Below are 26,837 nucleotides of genomic sequence, written 5' to 3'. Positions count from 1 at the left end.
AGTGGGCCCGTCCCCGGGTCGTATGATGACCGCCTACAACGGGGGTGGGGCAACATGGTTTCAATCTGGCATGACGCCGCGCAGGCGTTCGGGGTGGGTTTTCCTGCGCCGCTGCAGGGCCTGCTGTTCTGGGTGACTGCGTCTTTGGTGGTGCACGTGTGCCAGCGCCTGGTGGAGCACACGGCGTTCTCGGCCGACCCGCCCAGCCGGCGCGTGAGTGCATCGCACGCATCGCTGGGCATCGGCTGCATCGTGTGGGCGCTGGATGTGGTGGGCCTCTTTCTGTATGAAGAGCTGGCGCACCACGCGGTGGCACTCGACCTGGTGCCCGCCCTCAGCGGGCTCATCATCATGGCGGTGAGCACGCGCCTGACCATACCGACGCTGAGCACCAGCGCCCGAAAACTGCACATCGCGATGGCGGGGGCCTGCCTGGCGGCGGGCATGCTGCTGGCGCACTTCACCATCACGCAGGACTTGGTGCGCAGCTTTGCCACGGTGAACTGGACGGCGATCGTGCTGGCGGCTGCCATTGCGCTGTGCCTGGCCACCTGGACATCCATCCGCCACCGGGCGGTGAAGATGAGCGTCCTCACACCCCATCTGCTGCGCCGGTCGTGGGAAGAAAAAGCCGTGTGCGGCGCGGCCATCCTGCTGCTGCACTGGCTGCTGGTCAACACGTTCGGCCTGCTCAGCGTCCCGGCTGGCGACACGGCGCACAACAGCGCGCTGCTGGTCTGCGTGCTGGTGTTCGGCACGGCGCTGGCCGTGGAGCAGCTGCGCAACATGCACTTCGATGCAGGCCGCCAGCAGCTGCTGCGCCGCGGGCTGTCGATGATGCGGGCGTCCAACATGGCGCACAACCCCGAGCGCGACATGCAGCTGTCGCTCATCGCCGACCGGCTGCACGACCTGCTGCAGCCCGACCGGCTGGCACTGCACTTTCAGCCCATCGTGGACCTGCGCCAGCCCGGCGTGCAGTTCGAGGCGCTGCTGCGCGTGAAAGACCCGGCCCTGGGCCCGCTCAACCCCGAGATCTTTCTGCTGGCCTGCGAGCTGCAGGGCCGCACTGCCGATGTGGACCGCATGATCCTGCGCAACGCGCTGGACTGCCTGGCCGCCTGGCGCGAACAAGGGCTGCTTCAGATCACCATCAGCGTGAACGTGGCACCCAGCACGCTGCTGGCGCCCGGATTTTGCGACTGGCTGCGCGCAGAACTCGCGCAGCGCGCCCTGCCGCACCACGCGCTGCGGCTGGAGATGACCGAGCACGCCGTGATCGCGCTGGGTGCACCCATGGTGGATGCGCTGCAGGCGCTGGGCACGCTGGGCATCGCGGTGGTGATGGACGACTTCGGCACCGGCTACTCGTCGCTGGGCATGCTGGCGGACCTGCCGATCGCGGGCGTCAAGTGCGACCGGTTGTTCGTGCAGCAATTGGCCAGCGATGCGCGCAGGCAGTCGCTGCTGCGGCACATCGGGGCGCTGACCCGCGAGTTCGGCCTGTCGGTGGTGGTGGAGGGCGTGGAGACCGCGGACGAACTGCAAGCCGTGGCGGCCGCGGGCCTGCACGCCATCCAGGGCTACCTGTACAGCAAGCCCATGGCATCGGCCAGCGTGCCGGCCTGGTACGCCAACGAGATGCAGCCGCGCCGCAAGGCACTGCAGGCCCTGCTCTCCCACACCACCCGGGCGGCCGCTGGCAGCGCTGCGGCGGCGCCGGTGCTGTCCGCGTCGCGCGCCTCCGGGCCCGACTTTCTGCACTCCGTTCATCCCTCTCATTCGTGAAAACACTCACCACACTGGTCCTGGGCGGCTATGGCAACTTCGGCGCGCGCATCTGCCGCGCCCTGGCAGGCGACCCGTCCCAGCACCACCACATGACCCTGCTGGTGGCAGGCCGCGATGCAGCCCGCGCGCAAGCGCTGGCAGACACGCTGCACCACGGCGCACGCGGCGTGGCGCTGGACCACCAGGCCCCGGGCCTGGCCGACCAGCTGCGCGCCTGGGACGTGGGCCTGGTCATCCACACGGCCGGCCCGTTCCAGGCGCAGGCCTATGCCGTGGCGCAGGCAGCGGCCGAGGCCGGGGCGCACTACATCGACCTGGCCGACGGGCGCCGCTTCGTGTGCGACTTCCCGGCGGCGGTGCACGGCACCTTCGCTGCGGCGCAGCGCACCGCCGTCACGGGCGCGAGCACCGTGCCCGCGCTGTCGTCCGCCGTCATCGACCACCTGTGCGCCGGCTGGCAGCACATCGACAGCATCGACATCTGCATCGCCCCCGCCCAGCGCGCACCGCGCGGGCAGGCCACGCTGGCGGCGGTGCTGAGCTATTGCGGCGTGCCCATCCCGGTGTGGGACGGCGGCCGGTGGCAGCCCCGACGCGGGTGGGCCGACCCAGTGCCGGTGCACTTCCAGCGGCTGCGGCCCCGCCTGGCCGCGGTGTGCGACATCCCGGACCTGGAGCTGTTCCCACAGCGCTACCAGGTGCGCGACCGCGTGGTGTTCCGAGCCGCGCTGGAGGTGGGCCTGGCGCAGCGCAGCTTCGCCGCCATCGCCGCGCTGCGCCACTGGGGCCTGCTGCCGCACCCCGAGCGCCTGGCCGGGCTGCTGCACCGCGCGGGCGGCGTGCTGGACGTGCTGGGCACGCCGCTGGGCGGCATGGTGGTGCGCGTGGCCGGCACGGATGCCCACGGCCACACGCGCCGCCGCGCCTGGCACATCGCGGCCGACCACGACCACGGCCCGGAGATCCCGTGCATGGCCGCCATCCTGCTCGCGCGGCGCCTGGCGGCCGGCAACCCCTTGCCGCTGGGTGCGCACACCAGCACGGGCCTGCTCGCACTCGAATCCTTCGCGCCTGAATTCGAACGCTGGGGCATGGTGACCGATGTGGTGGAAGAAGCCTAATGGCCCACGGAAAGTTGACGTTCCCTATGCCTGCACGCGCAGACATCGTGTTCGATGCATTTCACTACCATGAGTGGAAAGTTCAGTGGGATTCTCTGGTGCGTGATACGCAGGTACTGGATGGTTCGAGCTGCCCCAGCGTGGGCGCAATGACGGAGAACGCCGGTGCAGGCGCTCTGCGCACGTTGTCGATGCGTACCCGCTTCATACAGTACGACCGCCCCCTACTGGCAGCGGCAACCATGGTCGGACGTTCTTTCCCGTTTGTGCACTGGGCTGCATCGATGCGCCACGAACCCGTGGGCTCCGGCAACTCGCAGCTGGTATACACCTACACATTCCGCACCGGTCCAAGGCTCTTGCGGTGGTTCATGGAACCCCTGGTGAACTGGGTGTTCGTCCGCAAAACACGTGATCGCTTCCAGCGCCTGGAGAAATTCTTGCAGCACCATTCGAACGATATCCACACGTGGCAGCAAAGTCGGTACGAACTGCCCGTGGTGCCGGTACACGCTGCTGCCACAACGCCCCCAGCCCGCTGATGTTCCCGCAAGCAACCTTGCGCCTGCTGCGCTACAGCCTCGTGGCCGTGTGGCTCATCACGGCTGTCGTCAGCGTGTGGGAGCTGCACGGCCAAAGCCGCGACCTGCTGGCCGGCCTGCCGGCCGCGCTGAAGACGCCCCGCTGGACCGCTGCACTCATCCTGGGCGGCGCCGCTGCCGATGCGGTGCTGGGCGTGTGGATGGCGCTACGCCCGGGCCGCGCCGCGTATGCCGCCGCGCTGGCGCTGATGGCCACCGTGACGGTGCTGGCCACGGTGATCCAGCCCGACCTGTGGCTGCACCCGCTGGGGCCCTTGACCAAGAACCTGCCCATCGCCGCCATCCTGTGGGTGCTGCTGCAGGCCACGCCGCACGCTGCGCCAACAAGCCGACCATGAGCCTGTACCTCACCCTCAAGTGGATCCACATCGTCTCCAGCATGCTGCTGGTGGGCACGGGCCTGGGCTCGGCGTTCTACATGTTCTTCACCAACCGCAGCGGCAACGTGCAGGCGCAGGCCGTGGTCACGCGGCTGGTGGTGCGGGCGGACTGGTGGTTCACCACGCCCACGGTGTTCGTACAGCCCGCCACAGGGCTGGGCATGGCGTACATGCTGGGCCTGCCTTTGACAACGCCGTGGCTGGCGCTGTCACTGGGGCTGTATGTGCTGGCGGGCGCCTGCTGGCTTCCGGTGGTGTGGCTGCAGCTGCGCATGCGCGACATGGCGGCAGAGGCTGCGTGCACAGGCAGCGCCCTGCCCCCGCAGTACTGGCGCTGCGCCCGCTGGTGGGAAGCGCTGGGCTACCCCGCGTTCATCGCGATGGTCGTGGTGTTCTACCTGATGGTGAACAAGCCCGGCCTGTGGGGCTGAGTCCCCACCGGACGATGCCTTCACCCGGGGGGTTAGCAGAGCGGCGCGCCGCAGGCCAGCGCCCCCGTGGAGCCGGCTTCACCGGGCCACGGGTGGCGTCCCCCTGGCGGGATGGCGCGCAGCGCCTCAGGGGGGTTCACTTGCTCGCGTTCGGGAAGAACAGTTGCTCGCCGCCGATCTTGTAGCTGGCGATGACCTGCTGGCCCGCGGGCGACACGACCCAGTCGACGAATTTCTGCGCGTCCTGCGCCTTGACGTGCGGGTGCTTGGCAGGGTTGACCACCATCACGCCGTACTGGTTGAAGAGCTTGGTGTCGCCCTCGACCAGGATGGCCAGGTCGGCGCGGTTCTTGAAGTTGAGCCAGGTGCCGCGGTCGGCCAGCACGTAGGCGTTGCTCGACGCCGCGATGTTGAGCGCGGGACCCATACCGCAGCCGCATTCCTTGTAGCCGCTGCCCTTGGCGGCATCGGCGCCCGCAAGCTTCCAGTAGCGCAGCTCGGCAGCGTGCGTGCCGCTCTTGTCGCCGCGCGAGACGAAGTTGCCGTTGCCCGCCGCGAGCTTTTGCAGCGCCTGCACGATGTCCTTGCCGCGCGTGCCTGCCGGGTCGTCCTTGGGGCCGACGAGGATGAAGTCGTTGTACATGACGGGGTAGCGCTTCACGCCCCAGCCATCGGCCACGAATTTCTCCTCGGCTGCCTGGTCGTGCACGAACAGCACGTCGGCGTCGCCCCGGCGCGCCATGTCCAGCGCCTGGCCCGTGCCCAGGGCCACCACCTTCAGGTCGATGCCGCTGGTCTTCTTGAACTCGGGCAGCAGGTGGCCGAACAGCCCCGACTGCTCGGTAGATGTGGTGGACGCCATCGTGATGCTCTGCGCAGCAGCCGCGCCAGACGCTACAAAAATAATAGCTACCAGCGCTTGCTGAATGCGCGGTACAGGGCCCAAAAGCTTGAAATTCTTCATCACCGGGCCACCCCGGGACGAGAAAGCGGAGCCCTCGGGCGACAGCGACGGCACGGGGTGGCGAGCGTGGGGGGCAGTTCTTTTCATACCAGTTCTCCTTTGACAAACAGACGGGCGGCCTCGGGCAGGGGGCCGTTGAAGAAGTCGTGCACCGGCAGGTCGGCCACCAGGCGGCCGTGTTCCATGTAGATCACGCGGCTGGCCAGGCGCTTGACCTGGCCCAGGTTGTGGCTGCTGAACACCATGGTCACCGGGTGGGCGGGACCGCCAGCGCCGTGGCTGGCGGCGAAGTCGGCCATCAGGGCCTCGACCTCGCGCTTGGCGTGCGGGTCCAGGCTGGCGGTGGGCTCGTCGAGCAGCAGCACATCCGGCCGCAGCGCCCAGGCGCGGGCCAGCGCCAGCCGCTGCTGCTGCCCGCCCGACAGGGTGCGCGCGTTCTGCGCGGCGATGCCCTGCAGACCCACGCGCTGCAGCGCCGTGAGCGCGGCCAACCGGGCATCGCGCCAGCGCGTGCCGCGCAGCCACAGGGCCAGCGCCACGTTGTTCAGGGCGCTGGTGCGCAGCATGTGCGGCCGCTGGAACAGCATGGCCTGGCGCAGCGTGCGGTTGCAGTGCAGGCCTCCGCCGCCGTTGGCATCGGCCAGGCCGTGCAGCACGCGCAGCAGCGTGCTCTTGCCGCTGCCGTTGGCGCCCACCAGGGCCACGCGCTCGCCGGGCACGATGCACAGGCTGACATTCGCCAGCGCCACCACGGCGCCATAGCGCACCGAGACGTGGCGCAGGTCCACCCACGGGGCGCCGTCGTTGGCGGCTGGCTGGCCTGGCGCGCCGGCCATCTCCACGCCTTGGGTGGTGTGCACTGCGCTCATGCGGCCACCCCCACCGGCATGCCGGAGGCCGCACCGTCCACCCGCTCGCGCCATCGGCGCACCAGGGCGATGACCACGTTGAGCGCCAGCACCACGGCCAGCAGGAGCATGCCCAGCGCCAGCGCCAGCGGCAGGTCGCCCTTGCTGGTCTCGAGCGCGATGGCGGTGGTCATGACGCGGGTGAAGCCGTCGATGTTGCCGCCAACGATCATCACGGCGCCCACCTCCGAGATGGCGCGCCCGAACGATGCGATCAGCACGGTGAGCAGCGCGTAGCGCTCGTCCCACGCCAGCAGCAGGCTGCGCAGTAGCGTGCCCGCGCCCAGGGAGCGCAGCTGCTCGCCGTGCGCGCGCTCGGCGTCTTCCACCGCCTGCCGCGTGAGCGCGGTGACCACCGGCAGCACCAGGATGGCCTGGGCCAGCACCATGGCCTTGAAGCTGAACAGCCAGCCCAGGGACCCGAGCGGCCCGCTGCGCGACAGCAGCAGATACACCACCAGCCCCACCACCACGGACGGCACGGCCAGCAGGGTGTTGAGCACGGCCAGGACCGCGCCGCGCCCCGCAAACCGCGCCACCCCGAGCCATGCCCCCAGCACCAGCCCCAGGCCGCAGGCCAGCAGGCAGGCGGTGGCGCTGACCGACAGGGAGCGGCCCACGATGGCCCACAGGACCGGGTCGAAGGAGAGGGTGAGTTGCAGCGCTGTGCTCGCGCTTTCGGTCAGCGTGGACATATATTGAATTGGGCTATCGTAGGCACCCTGCCAATATCCAGCCATATGAAATCCTGTGCATAGGGTCCAACTCCACTACACGCTGAGCCGCGACGCGGGCACCGCACTCATTCGCAACCCCTTGCCGGAACTGCTGCAGGCCGTGGCGGAGCACGGCTCCATCTCGGGCGCGGCGCGTGCGCTCGACCTGTCCTACCGCCATGTCTGGGGTGCGCTCAAGCGCTGGGAAGAGCAGTTGGGCGGCGAGCTGATCATCTGGGGCAAGGGGCAGTCCGCCCAGCTCAGCGAGTTCGGCACCAAGCTGCTGTGGGCCGAGCGGCAGGCCCAGGCCCGCCTGGCGCCGCAGATCGCGGCACTGCATGCGGACCTGGAGCGCGCGTTCGCCGTGGCCTTCGACCCGCAGGCCCACGTGCTCACGCTGTACGCCAGCCACGACGACGCGCTGGCCGCACTGCGGGCGCATGCGGCCACACCGGGGCGCACCGGCGGGCTGCACCTGGACATCCGCTTCACGGGCAGCGTGGATGCGATCCGCGCGCTCAATGAAGGGCGCTGCACGCTGGCGGGTTTCCACACGGTGGAGAACGCCCAGGCCGAGTCGCTGACCGCGCGCACCTACCAGCCCCTGCTGCAGCCGGGCCTGCACAAGGTCATCGGCTTTGCCCAGCGCACGCAGGGCCTCATCGTCGCGCCGGGCAACCCGCTGCAGTTGAACACCCTGGCCGACGTGGCCCGCACCGGGGCACGGTTCGTGAACCGGCCGCTGGGCTCCGGCACGCGCGTGCTCATCGACGAGCTGCTGGCGCAGGACGGGCTGGCACCGGGCGCGCTGACCGGCTATGCGTCCGACGAGCCATCGCACACCGCGGTGGCGCAGGCCGTGGCCGCCGGCGCGGCCGATGTGGGCGTGGGCATCGAGCTGGCGGCGCGGGCGCGCGGCCTGGGCTTTGTGCCGCTGGTGCGCGAGCGCTACCACCTGGCCTGCCTCAAGGCGAGCCTGGACCAGCCCGCCACCCTGGCCCTGCGCACCCTGCTGCAGACGCCCGACTGGCTGCAGCAGATGGCCGGGCTGCCGGGCTACACGCCGCTGCGCTGCGGCGAGGTGCTGGCGATGAGCCGGGTGCTGCCCTGGTGGCGCTTTGCCAAGCCCAAGCGCGCCTCCCGCGCCCAGGCGGCCTGAGAACGCATACAGGCAGCGCATGCCGCACAAGCGCATGCTGCGGGGGTGGTGCCAAGAGGGAAAATGGTGTGGGGATACCGGCGCGCAAAGCCTCGGAAAGCGCCGATGAAGGGGCCCGACCCTGAGGAAAACCCCATGTCGGCGCGTCAGGCTTTCTTCAGCGCTTGGGGAGTAGGATGCGCGTTACTTTCAGACACCCTCGGGCCCGGCAGCGCATTGGGCCCGCCCCATTTTCATACTCAGGAGACACAACGTGTCAGCACTTCTCAAATTGGCCTTGGGCATGGACTGGATTTCCAGCAAGCTCAGCAAGATCGCCACCTGGACCGTCCTCGCCGCCGCCCTCATCTCTGCCGGCAACGCCTTCGTGCGCTACGGCATCGACATGAGCTCCAACGCCTGGCTCGAGATCCAGTGGTACCTGTTTGCCGCCACCGTCATGCTGGGCGCGCCCTTCGTGCTGATGCTCAACGAGCATGTGCGCGTGGACATCATCTACGGCAAGCTGCGCGGCAACAAGCAGGTGTATGTGGACATCATGGGCCTGGCGCTGTTCCTGCTGCCTGCCATGGCGCTCATCGCCTACCTGAGCTGGCCCCTGTTCGAGCGCGCCTTCCTGTCAGGCGAGATGTCGGGCAACTCCGGCGGCCTGATCCGCTGGCCCGCCATCATCCTGATGCCCGTCGGCTTCACCCTGATGGTCCTGCAGGGCCTGGCCGAGATCATCAAGCGCGTGGCCTACCTGCGCGGCATCTACCAGATGAACACCCACTACGAAAAGCCGGTGCAGTAAGCATCCCGCTCCTTGGGCCGCCCCCTCCAGGACGCGCCATGAAGAAGACCCCGCGGCACCCCGGCCCCGCTTGCTAGGACGGCCTGCCGCGCTCTCACTCCCGGAATTTCAGGAACAACAAAATGCACATGGAAAACTTCGCCCCGATCATGTTCGCGGGGCTGGTGGTGGTGATGCTGATCGGCTTCCCGGTCGCCTTCTCACTCGCGGCCCTGGGGCTGGCGTCGGGCTTCTTCGCCATCGAGATGGGGTGGTTCCCGCCCGTCTTCATGGCCAACCTGCCCATCAACATCTTCGGCATCCTGTCCAACGAGCTGCTGCTGGCGATCCCGTTCTTCACCTTCATGGGCGCGATCCTGGAGAAGTGCGGCCTGGCCGAAGACATGCTCGACTCGATGGGCCAGCTCTTCGGCACCGTGCGCGGCGGCCTGGGCTACTCGGTCATCATCGTGGGCTTCATCCTCGGCGCCATCACCGGCACCGTGGCCGGCCAGGTGATCGCCATGGCGCTGATCTCGCTGCCGGTGATGATCCGCTACGGCTACAACATGCGCTACGCCACCGGCGTGCTGGCCGCCTCGGGCACCATCACGCAGCTGGTGCCGCCGTCGCTCGTGCTGATCGTCATGGCCGACCAGCTCGGCCGCTCGGTGGGCGACATGTACCGCGGCGCCTGGGGCCCTTCCATCCTGCAGGTGCTGATCTTCGCGGGCTACACGTTCTTCCTGGGCGTGTTCAAGCCGCACTACCTGCCGGGCATTCCGAAGGAAGCGCGCACCATGTCGGGCGCCAAGCTCTGGCTCAAGTGCCTGCGCGGCATCATCCCGTCGGCGCTGCTGATCTTTGCGGTGCTGGGCTCCATGGGCGGCCTGCCCGGTATCGACACCGCCATCGCCACCCCCACCGAAGCCGGTGCCATGGGCGTGGTCGGCGCCATGCTGCTGGCGGCCATCCACAAGCGCCTGACCTTGTCGCTGATGTGGGAGGCCATGCAAGGCACGATGCGGCTCACGGCCATGGTCGTCTTCATCCTGATCGGTGCCCGGGTGTTCTCGATGGTGTTCCAGGGCGTGGACGGTGCCAAGTGGGTCGAGCACATGCTCTCGGGCCTGCCCGGCGGCCAGGTCGGCTTCCTGATCGCCGTCAACCTGTTCATCTTCTTCCTGGCGTTCTTCCTCGACTTCTTCGAGATCGCCTTCATCATCCTGCCCATGCTGGGCCCGGTGGCCGACAAGCTCGGCATCGACCTGATCTGGTTCGGCGTGCTGCTGTGCGTGAACATGCAAACGAGCTTCATGCACCCGCCCTTCGGCTTTGCGCTGTTCTACCTGCGCGGCATTGCCAACACGCTGTTCAAGGAAGGCCGCATTCCCAAGCCCGTGCTGTCCAGCGACATCTACATGGGCGCGATCCCCTGGGTGATCATGCAGCTGCTGCTGGTGGCCATCGTGATCTTCGTGCCCCAGACCGTGACGATGTTCCTGCCCAAGGCCGAGGTGATCGACACCGACAAGGTGCAGATCGAAGTGCCGGTGGACGACATGCGCAGCGAAGAGTCATCGTCGGGCGGCGAGAACCCCTTTGGCGACTCCGCCACCCCACCCGCCGAGCCTGCCACGCCGGCAGACCCCGCGGCAGCGCCGGCCGAGCCTGCCAAGTGATGGCATCCGTGATCGCACGAACCAAGGTGGCCTGCGCATGCTGATGAACATCACGCCGCAGCCCCTGATGGAGCCGTTTCGCTTTGCCCCGAAAGACGGTGAAGTGAACGGCGCGGCGTTCTCGCCCACCTTCCGGGCGTTTGCCACGCTGATCGTGGGCGGCTGCACCCTGTGGTTCTACCAGCTGTGGTCGCGCGGCGCCCTGGGCAGCGGCGTGAGCAACGGCACGGGGTGGTTCATCGCCGGCCTGTTGCTGATGGCCTGGACCTGGTGGAGCATCATGGTCAGCCGCACCCGTATCACCCCCAGCGGCCTGCACCAGCGCTGGGTGTGGGACAAGTCCATGGCTTTCGACGACCTGGCCTACGTGCGCCTGATCCGCGTGCCGGGCTTGAGCTGGTTGATTGCGCCGCGGCTGTATGTGCGGACGCTGGCGGGCAAGTTCACGGTGTTCTACGGCGCGACACCGCAGCTCATGGCGGAGTTCGAGCGGATCGGGGCGGAACTGAAGGCGTTTCGGCAGTTTTGACCGCAACAGCACTGGACATTGCGCCGGGCTCAGAAACACCAGAACCGCGCTGAGGCGCGGTTTTTTCTTGCCGGGTGATCGCGGCATGCCGGTGCACGCTGGACCGTTGCGTCTTGACTCAACGCCACAGTGAGTGGGTAGACTTCCCGCATCGGCCCCATGCGGTCCGCCAAAGACTGGGCGTCGAAGACTGCTCCAAGCTGATCTGATTCAACAGGGTCTGCGACTTTGGCAACCAAGGCAACCAAGGCAACCATGGCAACCATGGCGACAGATGGCGCTTTGCAAGGAAATAAATGCTGTTAACAGATATAGCCGTGGAGCACACGCTGGTGTCCAAGAAGGATGGCGTTCGTCAGACGTTCTTGCTGCACCCGTTCACCGATACGCAGCGAGATTCGCTGGGTAAATTCGAGATCGTTCGTGACATCCAGGAGCCTGGACACAGGGACGTCAAACGTTCAACTTTCGTGACGTTCCAACAATTGGCAGAGCTGTATGCGAAGGGTGCACTCGAAGAATTCGGGTTTTCCGTTCGCATGTGTCCGGGCCAGGGCACCTACCCCTCCAAGCTTCCAGCAAAAAAGATACTGCCTTCGAATATCAAGCCAGGCTCACCGTTCGACCTGGCCGTTCAACAGGTGGATGTGTCGAAGTCTGCGACTCGCGAGTTGAGGACAGCCTTGCTGCGCACCAGCGTCAAGCTTTGAGGCCAACTGCGCCGATTGATGTGGGAGTACCTGTGAATTCATCCGTTGCACATTCCGAACTCATTGCCACGTTCAGACGGGCTCAGGCAGATGCCGCTCACAAGCTCGGATTGATCAAAGCTGCGGAGAACAAGGGCCCCAGGGCCATCCAAGCTGCGGTCGAAACCGCTGCAAAGGCGGTAAAACGCAGAGACTCGTATGCGAAAAAACTGGACAACCTGGGGGTGAGCCTCAAGGAATGAGTGCAGCCGAACCTGCGGCCCGGCACCAGCGATGGGTCAGCACCCACAAGTGGTGTGTGCAGCAACGAGGGAAAAGACACAAGAGCGCAGCAGTGGCCGCAATTGCTAGACAGCGGCTCTGAACACCTGATCACCCAACGCGGAGACATCCCATGGGACTTCTCACCTTCAGCCTCAACCTCACCCTGGACGGCTGTGCCGACCACCAAGAGGGCATTGCCGACGACGAGACACACGCCTTCTTCACCCAGCTCATGGACGAGCACGGCGCAATGCTCTGGGGCCGCGTCACCTACGAGATGATGGAGGGCTACTGGCCGGGCGTCGCGCGTGGCGATGTGCAGGCGCCGCCGGCCGTGCGCGAGTGGGCGGTGAAGCTGGAGGCCAAGCCGAAGTACGTGGTCTCGTCCACACGCAAAGATTTCCCGTGGACCCAAAGCCACCACATCGCTGGCGGTGCTGACTTGCCAGAGCAGGTGCAGGCGCTGAAGGACGCGACAGCTGCTGGCGTGCTGCTCGGCAGCGGCCAGCTCGCGGCGGCGCTGGATGCGCTGGACCTGATCGACGAGTACCGATTTCTGGTGCATCCCCGCATCGCGGGCCACGGACCGACGCTGTACGCCAGCGGGCTGCCTGGCACGCGACGGCTGGCGTTGATTGCTGCGGCGCCTATGCGCAACGGCGCCGTCGCCCTGCACTACCGGCGAGCGCGTGACTGAGTGCGAAATGGGGAAGCTTCTTCACGCCACCCATAAAAAAACCGCGCCGAAGCGCGGTTTTTTGTTGCAATGTCTGACGCAGCGCCAGATCAGAGCTTGATGGTCTGCATGTAGCTGTCGAACCGGCCTTCGGCCACGCGGAACCATGCCACCTGGTCCTTCTGGAATGCGGCGAAGTCGGTGTAGATCTTCTTCCACTCGGGGCTCTTGGCGCTGTTTTCTTCGTACACGGCCAGCGAGGCCTTGAACGATGCGTCCAGGATTTCCTTGCTGAAAGGCAGCAGCTTGGTCTTGGCGCCGATCAGTTGCTTCAAGGCGACGGGGTTGCGGGCGTCGTACTTGGCCAGCATGTCCACCGAAGCCTGTGCCGAAGCGGCGGCGATGATGGCCTTGTTTTCGGACGACAGGGCATCGAAGGCCTTCTTGTTGACGAAGAAGTCCACTTCAGGACCGCCTTCCCACCAACCGGGGTAGTAGTAGTTCGGAGCGACCTTGTTGAAGCCCAGCTTCTGGTCGTCGTACGGGCCCACCCACTCGGCCGCGTCGATCGTGCCCTTTTCCAGCGCTTGATAGATTTCGCCGCCAGGGATGCTCTGGGGCACCACGCCCATCTTGGTCATCACGTCGCCCACCAAGCCGCCGCCCAGGCGCATCTTCAGGCCCTTCAGGTCGGCTGCGGTCTTGATTTCCTTGCGGAACCAGCCGCCCATCTGCGTGCCGGTGTTGCCGCCCGCAAAGCTGAGCATGCCGTAGCCGCCGTAGAACTCGTCCATCAGCTTGCGGCCATTGCCGTGCAGCATCCAGGCGTTCATCTGGCGGGCGTTCATGCCGAAAGGAATGGCCGAACCGATGGCGAACGCGGGGTTCTTGCCGTAGAAGTAGTAAGGCACGGTGTGCGCCATTTCGACGGAGCCCTGCTGCACGCCGTCGACCACGCCGAAGGGAGGCATCAGCTCGCCACCCGCGTGGACCGAGATCTCGAACTTGCCGCCGGACATCGCCTTGACGGCGTTGGCGAACACTTCAGCGCCACCGTAGATGGTGTCCAGGGGCTTGGGGAAGCTCGATGCCAGGCGCCAGCGCACTGCGGCTTGCGCGTGCACTGCTGGTGCCACTCCGGCGGCCAGCACACCGGCAATACCTGCCTGCTTGATGATTGAACGACGATCCATGAGTTCTCTCCGAAATACTTGTGATTGCACACCCTGGCACGCAAGCGGGTCGCCCGCAGCCAAGGACCTTCTAGCCCGATTGATTGTAGGAACATGCCCCCCCGCGGATTTGGGGGTTTTCCCGTGAAAGCCCGGCGCGCGCATACGGGCTTCAGGGTTCTGCAAGCATCGCGATTCAGAGCGCCAACGATGGCTCTGCGGAGTCACAGCGCGCAAGCGCCATCACCAGCCGCAGAAACTGGCGCGCCCCATGCGAGTGCACCCGCGGAACTGGCTTTGCCAGGCCGCTGGGTGCGTCCCCCTCAGGGGGAAGGCGCCGCAGGCGACTCAGGGGGAGCTAAATCTTTTGCGCCGACATGAACGTGTCATACCGCGCTTCCGCAAACCGGAACCACAGGATCTGGTCGCGCTGGAAGTTGCGCATGTCGCCGTAGATCTTTTTCCACTCGGGGCTCCTGGAGTCGTTCTGCGCAAAGACTTCCATCGATGCCTTGAACGCAGCGTCCATCACGGTCTGCGAGAACGGGAGCACCTTGGTCTTGGCGGCCACCAGTTGCTTGAGCGCGTTGGGATTGAGCGCGTCGTACCGGGCGAGCATGTCCGTGTGCGCTATCGATGCCGCAGCCTCGATGATGAAGCGGTAGTCTGGCGTGAGCGACTCGTAGGCCTTCTTGTTCACATAGAGGTCGACCTCGGGGCCGCCCTCCCACCAGCCGGGATAATAGTAGTAAGGCGCCACCTTGTTGAAGCCCAGCTTCTGGTCATCGTAAGGGCCGATCCACTCGGCCGCATCGATCACGCCCTTTTGCAGCGCCTGGTAGATCTCGCCGCCCGGCAGGCTCTGCGGAATGGCGCCCAGCCTCTGCATGACCTCGGCCACCAAGCCGCCACCCACCCGGATCTTCAGTCCTTTGAAGTCCGCAGGCGTCTTGATCTCGCGCAGGAACCAGCCGCCCATCTGCGTGCCTGTGTTGCCGCAGGCAAAACTCACGATGTTGTAGCCGGCGTAGAACTCGTTCATGAGCTTGCGCCCGTTGCCATGCAGCATCCACGCACTCATCTGGCGGGCATTGAAGCCGAAAGGCACCGCACAACCCAGCGCGAACGCCGGGTTCTTGGCGTAGAAGTAATACGGCACGGCGTGGCACATCTCCACCGCGCCGCTCTGCACGCCATCCACCACGTCGAACGGGGGCATGAGTTCTCCGCCGGGGTGGACCGAGATCTCGAACTTGCCGTTGGACAGGGTGCGCACGGCCTTCGCGAACACCTCGGCGCCGCCGAAGATGTTGTCCGAGGAGCGCGGGAAACTGGATGCTATGCGCCACCGCAGCGTGGGCTGGGCATGCACGGCCGGCGCAACGCCTGTGGCCAGTACACCCGCCAGACCGGAGTGCTTGATGAGCGAACGGCGATCCATACAAAAAGTCTCCAGAGGGGTGGTAGTGCCGGAAGGGAGCAGCCAGGGCGCCCTTGCAGCGCCCGCACGGGCTGGTGGCCCGTTGCTTTTTGACGCAATTGTAGAAGGCAGGGGTGCGGACTGCCCTCTAGGTTTTCCCGGGCGCCGGGCGAGGTATCTCTGCGCCCGGCCGAAGCCGTCCAGGGGCGCAGCGGCAACTGCCCCGCTCTGGCCGATCGCAGGTCAGGGTGACGCCGAAGCGATGGCACCGCACGCGGCGACGCTCCGAACGCGGCCGGCCATCAGTGCACGGCCTGTGCGGGCCGCCCATGCCAGTAGCCATTGCCGCACCACCGCCCCCTGGCGGTGTGCCGATCAGGACGCCAGAAAGCGTTGGCGGATCGCCCGCTCGATGCCCGCGGCATCCAGGCCCTGCAGCGCCAGCAGCTTGGCCGGGTCGCCATGCTCGATGAAGGCATCGGGCAGGCCCAATTGCAGCATGGGGCGCACGATGCCCATGGCGTTGAGCGCCTCGGTCACGGCGCTGCCTGCGCCGCCCTGGATGGCGCCCTCTTCCAGCGTCACCAGCACATCGTGGCGCTCGGCCACGTCGCGCAGCAGGGCCTCGTCGATGGGCTTGGCCCAGCGCATGTTGACCACGGTGGCGTCCAGCGCCTCACCGGCCTGCAGGGCCGGGTACAGCAGCGTGCCGAAGGCGAGGATGGCGATGCGCGGGGTGCTGCCGGGCGCAGCAGTGCCCTGGCGCTCGCGGCGGATCTCGCCCTTGCCGAACGGCAGGCCTTCCAGCCCCGGCAGGGGCGCCACGCCAGCGCCGCTGCCGCGCGGGTAGCGCACGGCCACGGGGTGGTTCTGCGCGAACGCGGTGGACAGCAACTGGCGGCATTCGCGCTCGTCGGCCGGGCACGCCATGCTCATGTTGGGAATGCAGCGCACGAAGGGGATGTCGTACGCCCCCGCGTGCGTGGCGCCGTCGGCCCCCACCAGGCCCGCGCGGTCAAGCGCAAAGACCACCGGCAGGTTCTGCAGCGCCACGTCGTGGATCAGCTGGTCGTAGCCGCGCTGCAAGAACGTGGAGTAGATCGCCACCACGGGCTTGACGCCCTCGCAGGCCATGCCGCCCGCAAAGGTCACCGCGTGCTGCTCGGCAATGCCGACGTCGTAGTAGCGGTCCGGGAAGCGCTTTTCGAACTCGACCATGCCCGAGCCTTCGCGCATGGCGGGCGTGATGCCCACCAGGCGCGTGTCGTGCGCGGCCATGTCGCACAGCCACTGGCCGAACACCTGCGTGAACGTGGGCTTGGGCGGTGTGGCAGGCTTGGTCAGGCCCACGCTGGGGTCGAACTTGCCCGGGCCGTGGTAGGCCACGGGGTCGGCCTCGGCCAGCTTGTAGCCCTGGCCCTTTTTGGTCACCACGTGCAGGAACTGCGGGCCCTTGAGGCTCTTGATGTTCTCAAGCGTGGGGATGAGCGAGTCGAGGTCGTGCCCGTCGATGGGGCCGATGTAGTTGAAGCCGAATTTTTCGAACAGCGTGGCGGGCACCACCATGCCCTTGGCCTGCTGCTCGAAGCGCTTGGCCAGCTCCAGCAGCGGCGGCACGGGCTTGAGCACGGTCTTGCCCACGTTCTTGGCGGCCGCGTAGAACTGGCCGCTCATGAGCTGCGCCAGGTACCGGTTGAGCGCACCCACGGGCGGGCTGATCGACATGTCGTTGTCGTTGAGCACCACGAGCAGGTTGGCATCGGCCACGCCGGCGTTGTTCAGCGCCTCGAAGGCCATGCCGGCCGTCATGGCGCCGTCGCCGATGATGGCCACCGCGTGGCGGTTTTCGCCCTTGAGCTTGGCCGCCAGGGCCATGCCCAGCGCGGCCGAGATGCTGGTGCTGGAATGCGCGGTGCCGAAGGTGTCGTACGGGCTCTCGGCCCGCTGCGGAAAGCCCGAGATGCCGCCCATCTGCCGCAGCGTCTGCATGCGGTCGCGCCGGCCGGTCAGGATCTTGTGCGGATAGGTCTGGTGGCCCACGTCCCACACCAGCCGGTCTTCGGGGGTGTTGAAGACGTGGTGCAGGGCCACCGTCAACTCGACCGTGCCCAGGTTGGAGCTCAGGTGCCCACCGGTCTGCGAGACGCTTTGCAGCACGAACTCGCGCAGTTCGGTGGCCAGCGCCTTGAGGTCTGCGCGGGAGAGCTGGCGCAGGTCTGCCGGGTCGTTGATGGTCTGCAGCAGGGGAAAGGACGTGGTTGACATTACTATTCTTTTGATAGCTGCCAGCGCTTGCTGGACAAGCGGCAGGGGCTGGTTTTCATCGTGATCTGCGCCAGCGGTGCAAGAACGGGAGTCAGTGGGAGCGGCGCACGACCATGTCGGCCAGCGCCCCCAGGGCACGGGTGTCGGGCAGGCCGCTGCGCTCAAGCGCCGCCTGCGACTCCCGCAGCAGCTCTTGCGCATAGGCCTGCGCACGCGCAAGGCCCAGCAGCGACACATAGGTGGGCTTGTCGGCCGCGGCATCCTTGCCGGCGGTCTTGCCGAGCGTGGCCGAATCGGCCACCACGTCCAGGATGTCGTCCACCACCTGGAACGCCAGGCCCATGGCGGCGCCGTAGTCGGACAGCGCCTGGTACGCCGGCTGCGCGGCGTGGCCGCACACGGCGCCCATGAGCACGCTGCCCTGCAGCAGCGCGCCGGTCTTGAGGCGGTGCATCTGGCGCAACTGGTCTTCGGTCAATGCCAGGCCCACGCTGGCCAGGTCGATCGCCTGCCCGCCCGCCATGCCGGCCGAGCCCGCCGCGCGCGCCAGCAGGCGGCACAGCGTGGCCTGCGTGGCAGGCGGTATGGCACTGCCGTCGGGCGTGAGCAGCTCGAACGCAAACGCCTGCAGCGCGTCGCCCGCCAGCAGGGCCTGCGCCTCGCCGAACTGCACGTGCACCGTGGGCTTGCCCCGGCGCAGCACGTCGTTGTCCATGCAGGGCATGTCGTCGTGCACCAGCGAGTACGCGTGGATCAGCTCGACCGCGCACGCGGCCCGCAAGGCGGCGTCGTCGGCCGCAGTGGCCGGTGCAGCCGCTGCCGCTGCGGGTTGGCCGCTGCACACGGCCTCGTACGCGGCCAGTACCAACAGGGGCCGCAGCCGCTTGCCGCCATCGAGCACCGCGTAGCGCATCGCATCGCCCAGGCCGGCCGGCGCACCGTCGCCCACCCAGAGGGACAGGGCCTGTTCCACGCGGGCGAGGTGGTGGTGGCTCCAGGGGCCGGCTTCAAATTCAAAAGGCACGGGATTCGTTGCTGCGGATGTCGGCGCGGGCACTGCACTCATTCCTGGCTCCATGGTTGCAGCTGGCCGTCGTCCAGCACCTTGATCTGGTCCTGCACGGCTTCGAGCCGCTGCCGGCAAAAGGCCAGCAGCGTGGCGCCGCGCTGGTAGCCGGCCAGCATCTGGTCCAGCGGCAACTGGCCCGACTCGATGCGGGCCACAAGCTGCTCCAGTTCTTCCAGCGCCGCTTCGTAGCTGGCGGGTTCGGAAGGAGGCGCGGGGGTGGCGGGGGCCTTGGGCATGGAGGGGGCGCAGAGCGCGGGTGAAAAAACCGGTCATTTTAGGCGCACCACTGCGGCGCAGGGGACCTCGGCCACGGGAACGGGTGCGCCGCGGACCGCGCCAGCTGGCCAGCCAACCCGCCCATGGGCCCGGACACTGCGGGAGGTTTGATTTTGATCTGCATCTAGAACGAAGCTTTTCAATACACGTAGCTGGGATGCGGGAATAACCCCACCGCCTATAATCCCATTCCCGCACACCGGCTCAGCTTCCCTAGCCGGTTTCTTTTTTCTGGATGCGCTTCGGCGCACCTCCCGCACTTCCCTGTGGGGAGTCTTTAGGTCAGGTCACCCATGTCTGATTTAAGTCTTCAACTGCAGCAGGCCGCAAGCCAACTACCAGTTTCAAGCTACTTTGACGAGGCGCTGTTCCAGCGCGAGCTAGCCACCATCTTCCAGCGCGGGCCCCGCTATGTGGGGCACCAACTGAGCGTGCCGAATGCCGGCGACTACTACGCCCTGCCTCAGGAGGGCGAGGGCCGAGCGCTGGTGCGCAACGCCCAGGGGGGCATCGAGCTGGTCTCCAACGTCTGCCGCCACCGCCAGGCCGTCATGCTCAAGGGCAAGGGCTCGCTGCAAGGCCAGGGCAAGGGCCATGCGGGCGGCAACATCGTGTGCCCCCTGCACCGCTGGACGTACAGCCCGAAGGGCGAACTGCTGGGCGCGCCCCACTTCTCGCACGACCCCTGCCTGGATCTGAACAACTACAAGCTGCGGGAGTGGAACGGGCTCCTCTTCGAAGACAACGGCTACGACGTGGCCGCCGACCTGGCCCAGATGGGCCCGCGCGCCGACCTCAGCTTCGACGGCTACGTGCTCGACCATGTGGAACTGCACGAGTGCAACTACAACTGGAAGACCTTCATCGAGGTCTACCTGGAGGACTACCACGTCGGCCCCTTCCACCCGGGCCTCGGCAGCTTTGTCACGTGCGACGACCTGCGCTGGGAATTCGGCAACAACTACTCGGTGCAGACCGTGGGCGTGGCCAACCGCCTGGGCAAGGCCGGCAGCCCCGTGTACGAGCGCTGGCATGAGGCACTGCTCGCCTTCCGCGAGGGCAAGCCGCCCAAGCACGGCGCGATCTGGCTCACGCTGTACCCGCACATCATGGTGGAGTGGTACCCGCACGTGCTGACCGTGTCCACGCTGCACCCCATCAGCCCGACCAAGACCATGAACATGGTGGAGTTCTACTACCCCGAAGAGATCGCTGCGTTCGAGCGCGAATTCGTCGAGGCGCAGAAGGCTGCCTACATGGAGACCTGCGTCGAGGACGACGAGATCGGCGAACGCATGGACGCCGGCCGCAAGGCGCTGCTGGCGCGCGGCGACAACGAGGTCGGCCCCTACCAAAGCCCGATGGAAGACGGCATGCAGCACTTCCACGAGTGGTACCGCCAAGCCATGGGAAGCCCACCCTGAGTCGCTTCGCGCCTTCCCCCACGGTGGGGGGACGCCCCCAGCGCGGCGGGGCGGCCCTTGCGCGGGGACGCTGGATCAGGCCGCGACGGTTTCGCACGACGTGGACGCACTCCCCTTGCCGCCGCGACCGAATACCCGAACACCCGAACAGCGAGGTAAATGCTGTCGAGTAGCGGCAATTGCTGAAACCGCTCTCATTACAATAGCTGCAAGCGCTTGGTAATCCAGCGCGGCAGCTATTTTTACTTTCGAGACTCATTCCCCATGCAAGCCCTCTGGATGGTGTTGGCCGCGTTCCTGTTTGCCAGCATGGGCGTGTGCGTGAAGCTCGCCTCCAGCTTCTTCAACTCGGCCGAGCTGGTGTGCTACCGCGGCATCATCGGCATGGCCATCCTGTGGCTGCTGGCGCGCTCGCAAAAGGTGAGCCTGGCCACGCAGTACCCGGGCATGCACGCCTGGCGCAGCTCGGTGGGTGTGGTGTCCCTCGGGGCCTGGTTCTACGCCATCGCCCACCTCCCCCTGGCCACGGCCATGACGCTCAACTACATGAGCAGCGTGTGGATCGCGGCCTTCCTCATCGGCGGCACGCTGCTGGCCTGGCGCCCGTCGGCCACCACCCCGCGTCCCGCGCTGCAGGGCACGCTGATCGCCACCGTGCTCACCGGCTTCGTGGGCGTCGTGATGATGCTGCGCCCCAGCCTGGATGCGCACCAGGCCTTCGCCGGCATGATCGGCCTGATGTCGGGCCTGTCGGCCGCGTTTGCCTACATGCAGGTCGTGGCGCTGTCGCGCCTGGGCGAACCGGAGTCGCGCACGGTGTTCTACTTTGCACTGGGCTCGGCGGTGGCGGGCGGCGCAGCGATGCTGTTCACCGGCACGTCGGTGTGGCCGGGCTGGCAGGCCCTCTGGCTGCTGCCCATCGGCATCCTGGCGGCGGGCGGCCAGCTGTGCATGACCAAGGCGTATGCCAGCGCCAAGACCCAGCGCGGCACGCTGGTCGTGGCCAACCTGCAGTACTCGGGCATCGTGTTCGCGGCGATCTACAGCGTGGCCCTGTTCGGCGACCAGCTGCCGCCCATCGCCTGGGCGGGCATGGCGCTCATCGTGGGCAGCGGCATCGCCGCCACCATCCTGCGCGCCCGCGCCGCACCCGGCGCGCCCGCCGAAGAACATTGATACGAAGTGGATGCGCGGGACCGCGCGCAACTGGACACAATGGAGCCCGTTGTTTTGACATCCCACTCCGATGACCACCTCCTACACCACCCTCATTTCCGCTTCTGAACTGCAGGCCCTGATCGACGGCGGCGCGCCGCTGATGGTGTTCGACTGCAGCTTCGAGCTGATGCAGCCCTCGGCCGGTGCACAGCAGTACGACCAGGCCCACATCCCCGGCGCCGTCTACGCCGACCTGGACCACGACCTGAGCGCCAAGCACGGCGCGCCCGGTGCGGGCGGCACCCTGACCGCGCAAGAGGCCGGCAAGCCCGCGTCCGGCGGCCGCCACCCGCTGCCCAGCCGCGAACGATTTTCGATGTGGCTCTCCGGCGTGGGCTTTGCCAACCCCATGCAGGCGGTGGTGTACGACCGCCAGGGTGCCAACTACTGCGGTCGCCTGTGGTGGATGCTCAAGTGGGCGGGCCACGATGCGGTGGCCGTGCTCGACGGCGGCCTCCAGGCCTGGCAGGCGGCCGGTGGCGCGGTGGCCAGCGGCGAAGAGCCCGCGCACTTCCAGTCCAACTTCGAGCTGGGCGAGCCCCTGCGCCGCCTGGCCACGGCCGACGAGGTGCTGGCCGGTCTGGGCAGCCCTGCGCAGAACGTGATCGACGCCCGTGCCGGCGCCCGCTTTCGCGGTGAGGTGGAGCCGCTGGACCCGGTGGCGGGCCACATCCCCGGCGCGCTGAACCGCCCGTTCGCCGAGAACATCGGCGCGGACGGCCGCTTCAAGCCCGCCGCCACGCTGCGCGCGGAGTTCGACACCCTGCTCGCAGGCCGTGACCCCGCCACGGTGGTGCACCAGTGCGGCAGCGGCGTGAGCGCCGTGCCCAACCTGCTGGCCATGGAAGTCGCCGGCCTGGGCCCTACCGCACTGTTTGCCGGCAGCTGGAGCGAGTGGTGCGCAGACCCCGCCCGCCCCGTCGAAAAAGGCTGATCCGCGCCACAACGTGCCGACGCGACATGTAAAACCGCAAAAAAGATGGTTTTGCAGGCGCTATCAAAACCATGAGCAGAACCGGGCAGGGTGTGCGCCAAGGTACAGCACCCCTGCACCAATGGAAATGCGGGACAGCGCCTGAGGTTCTTGTAAGGCAAATTCCTACACGGCCCACCGCACAACCAGACACGCGGCACATCCAAACCCCGACTTAATTTCTGATTGGGGCGGTTTCACAATCCATTTCAACGGATCACGCAAACCCTGCAACCAGCAGACAACGCAGGATCCGGGCAATGGAACAAAGGAAGCCGCCATGACCAACGAACAACTCCTCGCTGAAATCCGCGAAGCCAACCTCACTTACCTGATGCTGGCCCAGACCCTGATTCGCCAGGACAAGGCGGAAGCCGTGTTCCGCTTGGGCATGAACGAGGAGTCTGCCGATATTCTCGCTTCGCTGTCCGCAGCGCAAGTGATGAAGCTGGCCTCCCGCAACACGCTGCTGTGCAGCTTCCGCGTGGACGACAACCTGGTGTGGAGCTTGCTGACCAACCACTCGGCCAAGAAGGTGGGCAACGAAGCCACCAACACGCTGCACGCCAACATCCTGATGGCCAGCCGCGTGTCTGAAGTGCTCTGACGCAGCAGCGCTTCACCCGCCCCGCCCCCACCGCCCACCCCGCCGAAAGCCCGCCATGTCGTCCACCACCCCTGCCGCCGCCGCCAAAGCCCCAGCCAAGAGCGTTCTGAACGAATCCAAGCAGATCGAACGCGCCGCCATGCTGATCCAGATGGGCGCCCGCATGCAGGTGCTGGAGTCGGAAACCACGCTGTCGTACGAGCGGCTGATCCGCCTGTACAAGGAGATCGCGGGCAAGTCGCCGTCCAAGGGCCAACTGCCCTTCTCGACCGACTGGTTCCTGACCTGGCAGGAAAACATCCACAGCTCGCTGTTCTTGAACATCTACGAATACCTGTCCAAAGGCGTGGACCTGGATTCGGTGGAACTGCTGACCAAGGCCTACCGCCTGTACAACGAACAGGTCGCCACCGCCGAGATCGAACCCCTGCTGTCCTTCACCCGCGCGTGGCGCCTGGTGAAGTTCGTGGACGCCGGCATGCTCACCCGCACCAAGTGCTCGCAGTGCAGCGGCCAGTTCGTGACCGAGCTGTACGAAAACCGCCACTTCACCTGCGGCCTGTGCAACCCACCCGCACGCGCTGGCAAGAGCAAGACCGCCGGCGCGCTGATGCTGCATTGACCTTTCCAGCAAAAAGCCCCGCACGGACTACCGGCGGGGCTTTGGTGTTTCTGGAGGAGACAACAGTCCACTGGTCTATGAACTCGCATGGACCAAGCCAGTGCCCCCGCGCAAGGGCCGCCCCGCCGCGCTGGGGGCGTCCGTCCCCCTCGGGGGAAGGCGCGAAGCGGCTCAGGGGGGCTTCACTACCTTCCAGCCAGCAACACCCGCACGTTCTCGTCCATCGGCACCGCATAGTTGTACGCCGCCACCACCGTGTTGCCCACGGGGTTCACCAGCTTCAGGCTGATGTAGACCACCGTCGTCGACACCGCGTATGTGCCCACCACCACGGCCTGCGCATCCTGCGCCTGGCTCACCTCGCGCACCTCGCGCGACAGCAGCAACTCGCCCTGGTCGCGCTGCAGCAGCAGGTTGTCGCGCAGCTTCACCTCGGTCACCCGCAGCCCGCGGTGCACCAGGCGGCCGGCGATCTGCTCGGAGAAGATGCGGCCCAGGCGGGACGATTCGGTCAGGCGGTCCACATTCACCAACGTGGCCACGAGCACGGGCTGGCTCGCATCCAGCGGTGCGTACTGCAGCAGCGCGTCGGCAGCGCGTTCGTTGGTCTCGATCAGGTCGCTGCGAGAGATGCCACCGGCGCGGTCGCCGTAGTAGTAGCTGTGCATGGGGCTGGTTGCGCAGCCCTGCAGGCCCAGGGCCAGGCAGGCTGCGGCCAGCGCGTGCACGGCGCGGGTTGGGGCGCCAAGCAGACGGGGCCTCATGGCGCCACCACCCGCCAGGTCTTCATGGGCGTGGGGGGCGGCGGCATCGGCGGTGGCGGCTCCGGCGCCTTGGCCTTGTACAGGCCCGAGTCATCTTGTTCGATGTAGTACACGTCGGCCGTGCGCGCCAGATAGCGGTCGGCGCTCTCCAGCGAGGTGGTGATCAGCACTTCGGTGCGCGTGGGCCCGCCCGCGGCGGCGCCGCTGATGGCGTACTGCGTCAGGTCGGTGATCGCGCCCAGGGCCACGATCCCGCCGAGCATCGAGCCCGCGCTCTGGTGGTACAGGTGCCAGTCCCGCGCCACACCCACGCCCAGCGCGAGGCGGGTCCAGGGCATCGGGCCCATGCTGACGACCCGCGCCTCGTGCTGCACCAGTTGCGTCTCGAACGTCAGCGTCACGGCCGTAGGCTGGGTGGACAGCGTCACGCCCCGGTCCAGCAGGCGCGTGATGAGGAGCTTGCGAAACCCGTTGTTGAAGCTGGTGTCGCCCGCAGACGGTGCCACGTAGATGGGGTACTCGCCCGGCGGCCAGGCGCTGATCTTGCCCGCGACCCGGCTGGCCACATCGTCGGCCAGCACGTCCCAGTGGTGCACGGCGCGGGCCTTCTTCTGGTCGGTGGCGGGGTAGTTGTCGGCACGGGGCACATCCAGTGACGAGCAGCCCGCCAACAGCAGGACGATCGAGGCCGCCGCGGCGCGCCAGAGCACGCCCCCTACCGCTGGATGTCGTTGGTTTTTCATGCGCACGACCCCTTTGTCGCCGTGTGGTGGTGGAAATGCAGGCAATGCAATGGCATCGCGTCATCCTAGCGATGAGCGGGGTGCGGCCATCGGGCAATAAGCGCGGGTTTTGCGCCGCTCTTCCCTGCGCACCATCCCAGCGCTGGCGTGGCCGCCTACACAGGGAGCCCGGTGGCTGCAGCACAATCTGCGCATGACTGCGCTCACTGCCGACCCTCTGCCCCCTGCCCCCGCAACCCCTGCGGACGCCATTCCCGCCGAACCGGCAGGCAGCGAAACGCAGGAAACGCCGCACGCAGCAGCCCCCCCGGCGCAAGCCCCCGCATTCGCCACGACCGCAGACAGCCTCATCAGCCCCACCCCCACCCCCCAAGCCGCAGCTGCAGCCGCAGAGTCCGGCACTGCGGCCCCCTCCCTGTCAGGAGCCGCGCTGTCTTCAGCTTCCCCCTCTGCCTTGAACGGCCCGCTCATGCTCCACATGCCCGTGGACGTGCGCAACCTGTCGCTCGCCCTGCTCGCCCTGTTCGCGAGCGTGGCCCTGCTGCACTGGGCCAGCGCGGTGTTCATCCCCATCATGCTGAGCCTGCTGCTCACCACGGCGCTGCGGCCCGCCGTGGAGATGCTGCACCGCGCCCGCGTTCCGCGCTGGCTGGGCGCGGGCGTGCTGCTGATCGCCATCGTCGGCAGCCTGGCCACCGCCGCCTGGTCGCTGAGCGACGGCGCTGCACAGCTGGTCGACTCCCTGCCCGTAGCCGCCAAGAAGGTGCGCGACAACATCCGTTCGCGCGCCACCTCCGCCAGTCCGCTGGACACCGTGCAACAGGCCGCAGCCCAGATCGAACAGGCCGCCAACGAGAACACGGCCGCCGCCCCCGCCCGGCGCGGCGTGCAGCGCGTGATCGTGGAGCGCCCGCCCTTCAACGTGCGCGACTACCTGTGGAGCGGCACCATGGGCCTGATGTCGGCGCTCGGGCAACTGACGGTGGTGATCTTCCTCACCTTCTTCGCGCTGGCCTCCGGCAACCTGTTTCGCAACAAGCTGCTGCGCATCGCGGGCACCAGCCTGGAGCGGCGCAAGGTGACCATCCACGTGCTGGAAGACATCACCAACCAGATCCAGCGCTACCTGCTGGTGCAGGTGTTCACCAGCGTGCTCGTGGGCGTGGCCACGGGCCTGGCGTACTGGGCGCTGGGCCTGCAGAACGCTGCCGTGTGGGGCGTGGTGGCCGGGGTGCTCAACCTGGCGCCGTACATCGGCTCGGCCTTGGTCACGGGTTCATCGGCGCTGGTCGCCTTCCTGCAGTTCGGCACCATCGACATGGCCCTGGCCATCGGCGGTGCGTCGCTGGTCATCCACACCCTCATCGGCAACCTGCTGACCCCCTGGCTCACAAGCCGCACCAGCAGCATGAGTCCCGTCGCCGTGTTCGTGAGCGTGCTCGCCTGGGGCTGGCTGTGGGGCCTGTGGGGCCTGCTGCTGGGCATCCCGGTGATGATGGCGGTGAAGGCCATTTGTGACCGGGTGGAGGATTTGAAGGCGGTGGGGGAGTTGCTGGGCGATTGAGTCAGCGCTGTCGCC

28 protein-coding genes are annotated in these 26,837 nt (G+C 67.2%); 18 read left to right on the top strand and 10 right to left on the bottom strand.

All coding sequences use genetic code 11. From position 1 onward, the window contains the following. Positions 1 to 54: 54 nt before the first annotated feature. The 5 genes from ASG27_RS24735 to ASG27_RS24715 are packed head-to-tail and all read left to right on the top strand — an operon-like array spanning position 55 to position 4,325. Positions 55 to 1,788 (top strand): EAL domain-containing protein, encoded by a 1,734-nt coding sequence (locus ASG27_RS24735; protein WP_082485764.1) that lies wholly within the window; start codon positions 55 to 57, stop codon positions 1,786 to 1,788. After that, a complete protein-coding gene (locus tag ASG27_RS24730) occupies positions 1,785 to 2,912 on the top strand; it encodes a saccharopine dehydrogenase NADP-binding domain-containing protein (protein ID WP_056413003.1) in 1,128 nt (375 codons plus the stop codon). Before ASG27_RS24735 ends, ASG27_RS24730 begins: the two co-directional genes overlap by 4 nt. Then, complete coding sequence (locus tag ASG27_RS24725; RefSeq protein WP_056412999.1) at positions 2,912 to 3,454, top strand: SRPBCC family protein; 543 nt, start codon at positions 2,912 to 2,914, stop codon at positions 3,452 to 3,454. The genes ASG27_RS24730 and ASG27_RS24725 overlap by 1 nt, the downstream gene beginning before the upstream one ends. Then, positions 3,454 to 3,852 (top strand): DoxX-like family protein, encoded by a 399-nt coding sequence (locus tag ASG27_RS24720; protein ID WP_056412997.1) that lies wholly within the window; start codon positions 3,454 to 3,456, stop codon positions 3,850 to 3,852. Before ASG27_RS24725 ends, ASG27_RS24720 begins: the two co-directional genes overlap by 1 nt. Beyond that, entirely contained in the window at positions 3,849 to 4,325 is a 477-nt protein-coding gene (locus ASG27_RS24715; RefSeq protein WP_056412995.1) for a DUF2269 family protein, read from the top strand. The genes ASG27_RS24720 and ASG27_RS24715 overlap by 4 nt, the downstream gene beginning before the upstream one ends. A gap of 136 nt (positions 4,326 to 4,461) precedes the next feature. Here ASG27_RS24715 and ASG27_RS24710 read toward each other — a convergent pair whose 3' ends face one another. From ASG27_RS24710 to ASG27_RS24700, 3 genes are all read right to left on the bottom strand, one after another. Beyond that, positions 4,462 to 5,289, bottom strand: a complete 828-nt coding sequence (locus ASG27_RS24710; protein WP_056412992.1) for a substrate-binding domain-containing protein — start codon at positions 5,287 to 5,289, stop codon at positions 4,462 to 4,464. 83 nt (positions 5,290 to 5,372) lie between these two features. After that, positions 5,373 to 6,125: an ABC transporter ATP-binding protein gene (locus ASG27_RS24705; RefSeq protein WP_056413136.1), complete on the bottom strand. Its 753-nt coding sequence runs from the start codon at positions 6,123 to 6,125 to the stop codon at positions 5,373 to 5,375. Between the two features lie 29 nt (positions 6,126 to 6,154). After that, positions 6,155 to 6,892 (bottom strand): ABC transporter permease, encoded by a 738-nt coding sequence (locus tag ASG27_RS24700; protein WP_056412989.1) that lies wholly within the window; start codon positions 6,890 to 6,892, stop codon positions 6,155 to 6,157. A gap of 55 nt (positions 6,893 to 6,947) precedes the next feature. Between ASG27_RS24700 and ASG27_RS24695 the strand changes: the two genes are divergently transcribed. The 7 genes from ASG27_RS24695 (at position 6,948) to ASG27_RS24670 (ending at position 12,726) form a co-directional block, all read left to right on the top strand. After that, positions 6,948 to 8,072: a substrate-binding domain-containing protein gene (locus ASG27_RS24695; RefSeq protein ID WP_056412986.1), complete on the top strand. Its 1,125-nt coding sequence runs from the start codon at positions 6,948 to 6,950 to the stop codon at positions 8,070 to 8,072. A 253-nt stretch (positions 8,073 to 8,325) separates the two neighbouring features. Beyond that, entirely contained in the window at positions 8,326 to 8,865 is a 540-nt protein-coding gene (locus ASG27_RS24690; RefSeq protein WP_056170573.1) for a TRAP transporter small permease subunit, read from the top strand. Positions 8,866 to 8,987: 122 nt separating this feature from the next. Continuing rightward, positions 8,988 to 10,526: a TRAP transporter large permease gene (locus ASG27_RS24685; protein WP_056412984.1), complete on the top strand. Its 1,539-nt coding sequence runs from the start codon at positions 8,988 to 8,990 to the stop codon at positions 10,524 to 10,526. Positions 10,527 to 10,563: 37 nt separating this feature from the next. Then, entirely contained in the window at positions 10,564 to 11,055 is a 492-nt protein-coding gene (locus tag ASG27_RS24680; RefSeq protein WP_235503937.1) for a hypothetical protein, read from the top strand. Positions 11,056 to 11,372: 317 nt separating this feature from the next. Continuing rightward, complete coding sequence (locus ASG27_RS24675) at positions 11,373 to 11,765, top strand: hypothetical protein (protein ID WP_235503936.1); 393 nt, start codon at positions 11,373 to 11,375, stop codon at positions 11,763 to 11,765. 32 nt (positions 11,766 to 11,797) lie between these two features. Continuing rightward, positions 11,798 to 12,007: a hypothetical protein gene (locus tag ASG27_RS26345; RefSeq protein WP_082485763.1), complete on the top strand. Its 210-nt coding sequence runs from the start codon at positions 11,798 to 11,800 to the stop codon at positions 12,005 to 12,007. A gap of 152 nt (positions 12,008 to 12,159) precedes the next feature. Next, positions 12,160 to 12,726, top strand: coding sequence for a dihydrofolate reductase family protein (locus ASG27_RS24670; RefSeq protein ID WP_056412978.1), 567 nt, complete (start codon positions 12,160 to 12,162; stop codon positions 12,724 to 12,726). An 89-nt stretch (positions 12,727 to 12,815) separates the two neighbouring features. Here the strand turns inward: ASG27_RS24670 and ASG27_RS24665 are convergent, their stop codons facing one another. The 5 genes from ASG27_RS24665 to ASG27_RS24645 form a co-directional block, all read right to left on the bottom strand. Continuing rightward, positions 12,816 to 13,898 carry a TRAP transporter substrate-binding protein gene (locus ASG27_RS24665; protein ID WP_056412974.1) on the bottom strand — a complete coding sequence of 361 codons (1,083 nt, stop codon included), beginning with the start codon at positions 13,896 to 13,898 and terminating at the stop codon, positions 12,816 to 12,818. Positions 13,899 to 14,235: 337 nt separating this feature from the next. Next, positions 14,236 to 15,318, bottom strand: coding sequence for a TRAP transporter substrate-binding protein (locus tag ASG27_RS24660; RefSeq protein ID WP_056412972.1), 1,083 nt, complete (start codon positions 15,316 to 15,318; stop codon positions 14,236 to 14,238). A 354-nt stretch (positions 15,319 to 15,672) separates the two neighbouring features. Next, a complete protein-coding gene (gene dxs / locus ASG27_RS24655) occupies positions 15,673 to 17,562 on the bottom strand; it encodes a 1-deoxy-D-xylulose-5-phosphate synthase (protein ID WP_056412969.1) in 1,890 nt (629 codons plus the stop codon). Between the two features lie 91 nt (positions 17,563 to 17,653). Further along, complete coding sequence (locus tag ASG27_RS24650; protein WP_056412966.1) at positions 17,654 to 18,628, bottom strand: polyprenyl synthetase family protein; 975 nt, start codon at positions 18,626 to 18,628, stop codon at positions 17,654 to 17,656. Next, complete coding sequence (locus ASG27_RS24645; RefSeq protein WP_056412963.1) at positions 18,625 to 18,867, bottom strand: exodeoxyribonuclease VII small subunit; 243 nt, start codon at positions 18,865 to 18,867, stop codon at positions 18,625 to 18,627. Before ASG27_RS24645 ends, ASG27_RS24650 begins: the two co-directional genes overlap by 4 nt. 333 nt (positions 18,868 to 19,200) lie before the next feature. On the opposite strand from ASG27_RS24645, the gene ASG27_RS24640 reads away from it, so the two are divergent. The 5 genes from ASG27_RS24640 (at position 19,201) to flhC (ending at position 23,751) form a co-directional block, all read left to right on the top strand. Next, positions 19,201 to 20,331, top strand: a complete 1,131-nt coding sequence (locus ASG27_RS24640; RefSeq protein WP_056412960.1) for an aromatic ring-hydroxylating oxygenase subunit alpha — start codon at positions 19,201 to 19,203, stop codon at positions 20,329 to 20,331. A gap of 264 nt (positions 20,332 to 20,595) precedes the next feature. Beyond that, complete coding sequence (locus ASG27_RS24635) at positions 20,596 to 21,507, top strand: DMT family transporter (RefSeq protein WP_056412959.1); 912 nt, start codon at positions 20,596 to 20,598, stop codon at positions 21,505 to 21,507. 70 nt (positions 21,508 to 21,577) lie between these two features. After that, entirely contained in the window at positions 21,578 to 22,483 is a 906-nt protein-coding gene (locus tag ASG27_RS24630; protein WP_056412956.1) for a sulfurtransferase, read from the top strand. Between the two features lie 319 nt (positions 22,484 to 22,802). Further along, the gene (flhD, locus tag ASG27_RS24625; protein ID WP_008902803.1) at positions 22,803 to 23,129 is read left to right on the top strand and encodes a flagellar transcriptional regulator FlhD; all 327 of its coding nucleotides are present in this window, start codon (positions 22,803 to 22,805) and stop codon (positions 23,127 to 23,129) included. Positions 23,130 to 23,184: 55 nt separating this feature from the next. Then, the gene (gene flhC, locus ASG27_RS24620) at positions 23,185 to 23,751 is read left to right on the top strand and encodes a flagellar transcriptional regulator FlhC (RefSeq protein WP_056412953.1); all 567 of its coding nucleotides are present in this window, start codon (positions 23,185 to 23,187) and stop codon (positions 23,749 to 23,751) included. Positions 23,752 to 23,936: 185 nt separating this feature from the next. Here the strand turns inward: flhC and ASG27_RS24615 are convergent, their stop codons facing one another. Both ASG27_RS24615 and ASG27_RS24610 read right to left on the bottom strand, forming a co-directional pair. Further along, positions 23,937 to 24,515, bottom strand: coding sequence for a FlgO family outer membrane protein (locus tag ASG27_RS24615; RefSeq protein ID WP_056412951.1), 579 nt, complete (start codon positions 24,513 to 24,515; stop codon positions 23,937 to 23,939). Then, positions 24,512 to 25,258 (bottom strand): hypothetical protein, encoded by a 747-nt coding sequence (locus ASG27_RS24610; RefSeq protein ID WP_056412948.1) that lies wholly within the window; start codon positions 25,256 to 25,258, stop codon positions 24,512 to 24,514. Before ASG27_RS24610 ends, ASG27_RS24615 begins: the two co-directional genes overlap by 4 nt. A 193-nt stretch (positions 25,259 to 25,451) precedes the next feature. Here ASG27_RS24610 and ASG27_RS24605 point away from each other — a divergent pair, with 193 nt between their 5' ends. Continuing rightward, entirely contained in the window at positions 25,452 to 26,822 is a 1,371-nt protein-coding gene (locus tag ASG27_RS24605) for an AI-2E family transporter (RefSeq protein WP_235503935.1), read from the top strand. Positions 26,823 to 26,837 lie beyond the last annotated feature (15 nt).

This window comes from Acidovorax sp. Leaf191 (assembly GCF_001424425.1).
In the GTDB taxonomy this organism is placed as follows: Bacteria; Pseudomonadota; Gammaproteobacteria; order Burkholderiales; family Burkholderiaceae_C; genus Acidovorax.
Note: the sequence above shows the minus strand (reverse complement) of the source record. Positions and strands in the feature narration are given on the sequence as shown.

Excerpts from the sequence above, each read along its gene's own strand:
- ASG27_RS24710 (WP_056412992.1), bottom strand. The coding sequence starts at position 5,289 with ATGAAGAATTTCAAGCTTTTGGGCCCTGTACCGCGCATTCAGCAAGCG.
- ASG27_RS24705 (WP_056413136.1), bottom strand. The coding sequence starts at position 6,125 with ATGGCCGGCGCGCCAGGCCAGCCAGCCGCCAACGACGGCGCCCCGTGG.
- ASG27_RS24680 (WP_235503937.1), top strand. The coding sequence starts at position 10,564 with ATGCTGATGAACATCACGCCGCAGCCCCTGATGGAGCCGTTTCGCTTT.
- ASG27_RS24720 (WP_056412997.1), top strand. The coding sequence starts at position 3,454 with ATGTTCCCGCAAGCAACCTTGCGCCTGCTGCGCTACAGCCTCGTGGCC.
- ASG27_RS24650 (WP_056412966.1), bottom strand. The coding sequence starts at position 18,628 with ATGAGTGCAGTGCCCGCGCCGACATCCGCAGCAACGAATCCCGTGCCT.
- flhC (WP_056412953.1), top strand. The coding sequence starts at position 23,185 with ATGTCGTCCACCACCCCTGCCGCCGCCGCCAAAGCCCCAGCCAAGAGC.
- ASG27_RS24735 (WP_082485764.1), top strand. The coding sequence starts at position 55 with ATGGTTTCAATCTGGCATGACGCCGCGCAGGCGTTCGGGGTGGGTTTT.
- ASG27_RS24610 (WP_056412948.1), bottom strand. The coding sequence starts at position 25,258 with ATGAAAAACCAACGACATCCAGCGGTAGGGGGCGTGCTCTGGCGCGCC.
- ASG27_RS24635 (WP_056412959.1), top strand. The coding sequence starts at position 20,596 with ATGCAAGCCCTCTGGATGGTGTTGGCCGCGTTCCTGTTTGCCAGCATG.
- ASG27_RS24615 (WP_056412951.1), bottom strand. The coding sequence starts at position 24,515 with ATGAGGCCCCGTCTGCTTGGCGCCCCAACCCGCGCCGTGCACGCGCTG.
- ASG27_RS24685 (WP_056412984.1), top strand. The coding sequence starts at position 8,988 with ATGCACATGGAAAACTTCGCCCCGATCATGTTCGCGGGGCTGGTGGTG.
- ASG27_RS24665 (WP_056412974.1), bottom strand. The coding sequence starts at position 13,898 with ATGGATCGTCGTTCAATCATCAAGCAGGCAGGTATTGCCGGTGTGCTG.
- ASG27_RS24700 (WP_056412989.1), bottom strand. The coding sequence starts at position 6,892 with ATGTCCACGCTGACCGAAAGCGCGAGCACAGCGCTGCAACTCACCCTC.
- ASG27_RS24660 (WP_056412972.1), bottom strand. The coding sequence starts at position 15,318 with ATGGATCGCCGTTCGCTCATCAAGCACTCCGGTCTGGCGGGTGTACTG.
- dxs (WP_056412969.1), bottom strand. The coding sequence starts at position 17,562 with ATGTCAACCACGTCCTTTCCCCTGCTGCAGACCATCAACGACCCGGCA.
- ASG27_RS24645 (WP_056412963.1), bottom strand. The coding sequence starts at position 18,867 with ATGCCCAAGGCCCCCGCCACCCCCGCGCCTCCTTCCGAACCCGCCAGC.
- ASG27_RS24630 (WP_056412956.1), top strand. The coding sequence starts at position 21,578 with ATGACCACCTCCTACACCACCCTCATTTCCGCTTCTGAACTGCAGGCC.
- ASG27_RS24640 (WP_056412960.1), top strand. The coding sequence starts at position 19,201 with ATGTCTGATTTAAGTCTTCAACTGCAGCAGGCCGCAAGCCAACTACCA.
- flhD (WP_008902803.1), top strand. The coding sequence starts at position 22,803 with ATGACCAACGAACAACTCCTCGCTGAAATCCGCGAAGCCAACCTCACT.
- ASG27_RS24725 (WP_056412999.1), top strand. The coding sequence starts at position 2,912 with ATGGCCCACGGAAAGTTGACGTTCCCTATGCCTGCACGCGCAGACATC.
- ASG27_RS24715 (WP_056412995.1), top strand. The coding sequence starts at position 3,849 with ATGAGCCTGTACCTCACCCTCAAGTGGATCCACATCGTCTCCAGCATG.
- ASG27_RS24670 (WP_056412978.1), top strand. The coding sequence starts at position 12,160 with ATGGGACTTCTCACCTTCAGCCTCAACCTCACCCTGGACGGCTGTGCC.
- ASG27_RS24605 (WP_235503935.1), top strand. The coding sequence starts at position 25,452 with ATGACTGCGCTCACTGCCGACCCTCTGCCCCCTGCCCCCGCAACCCCT.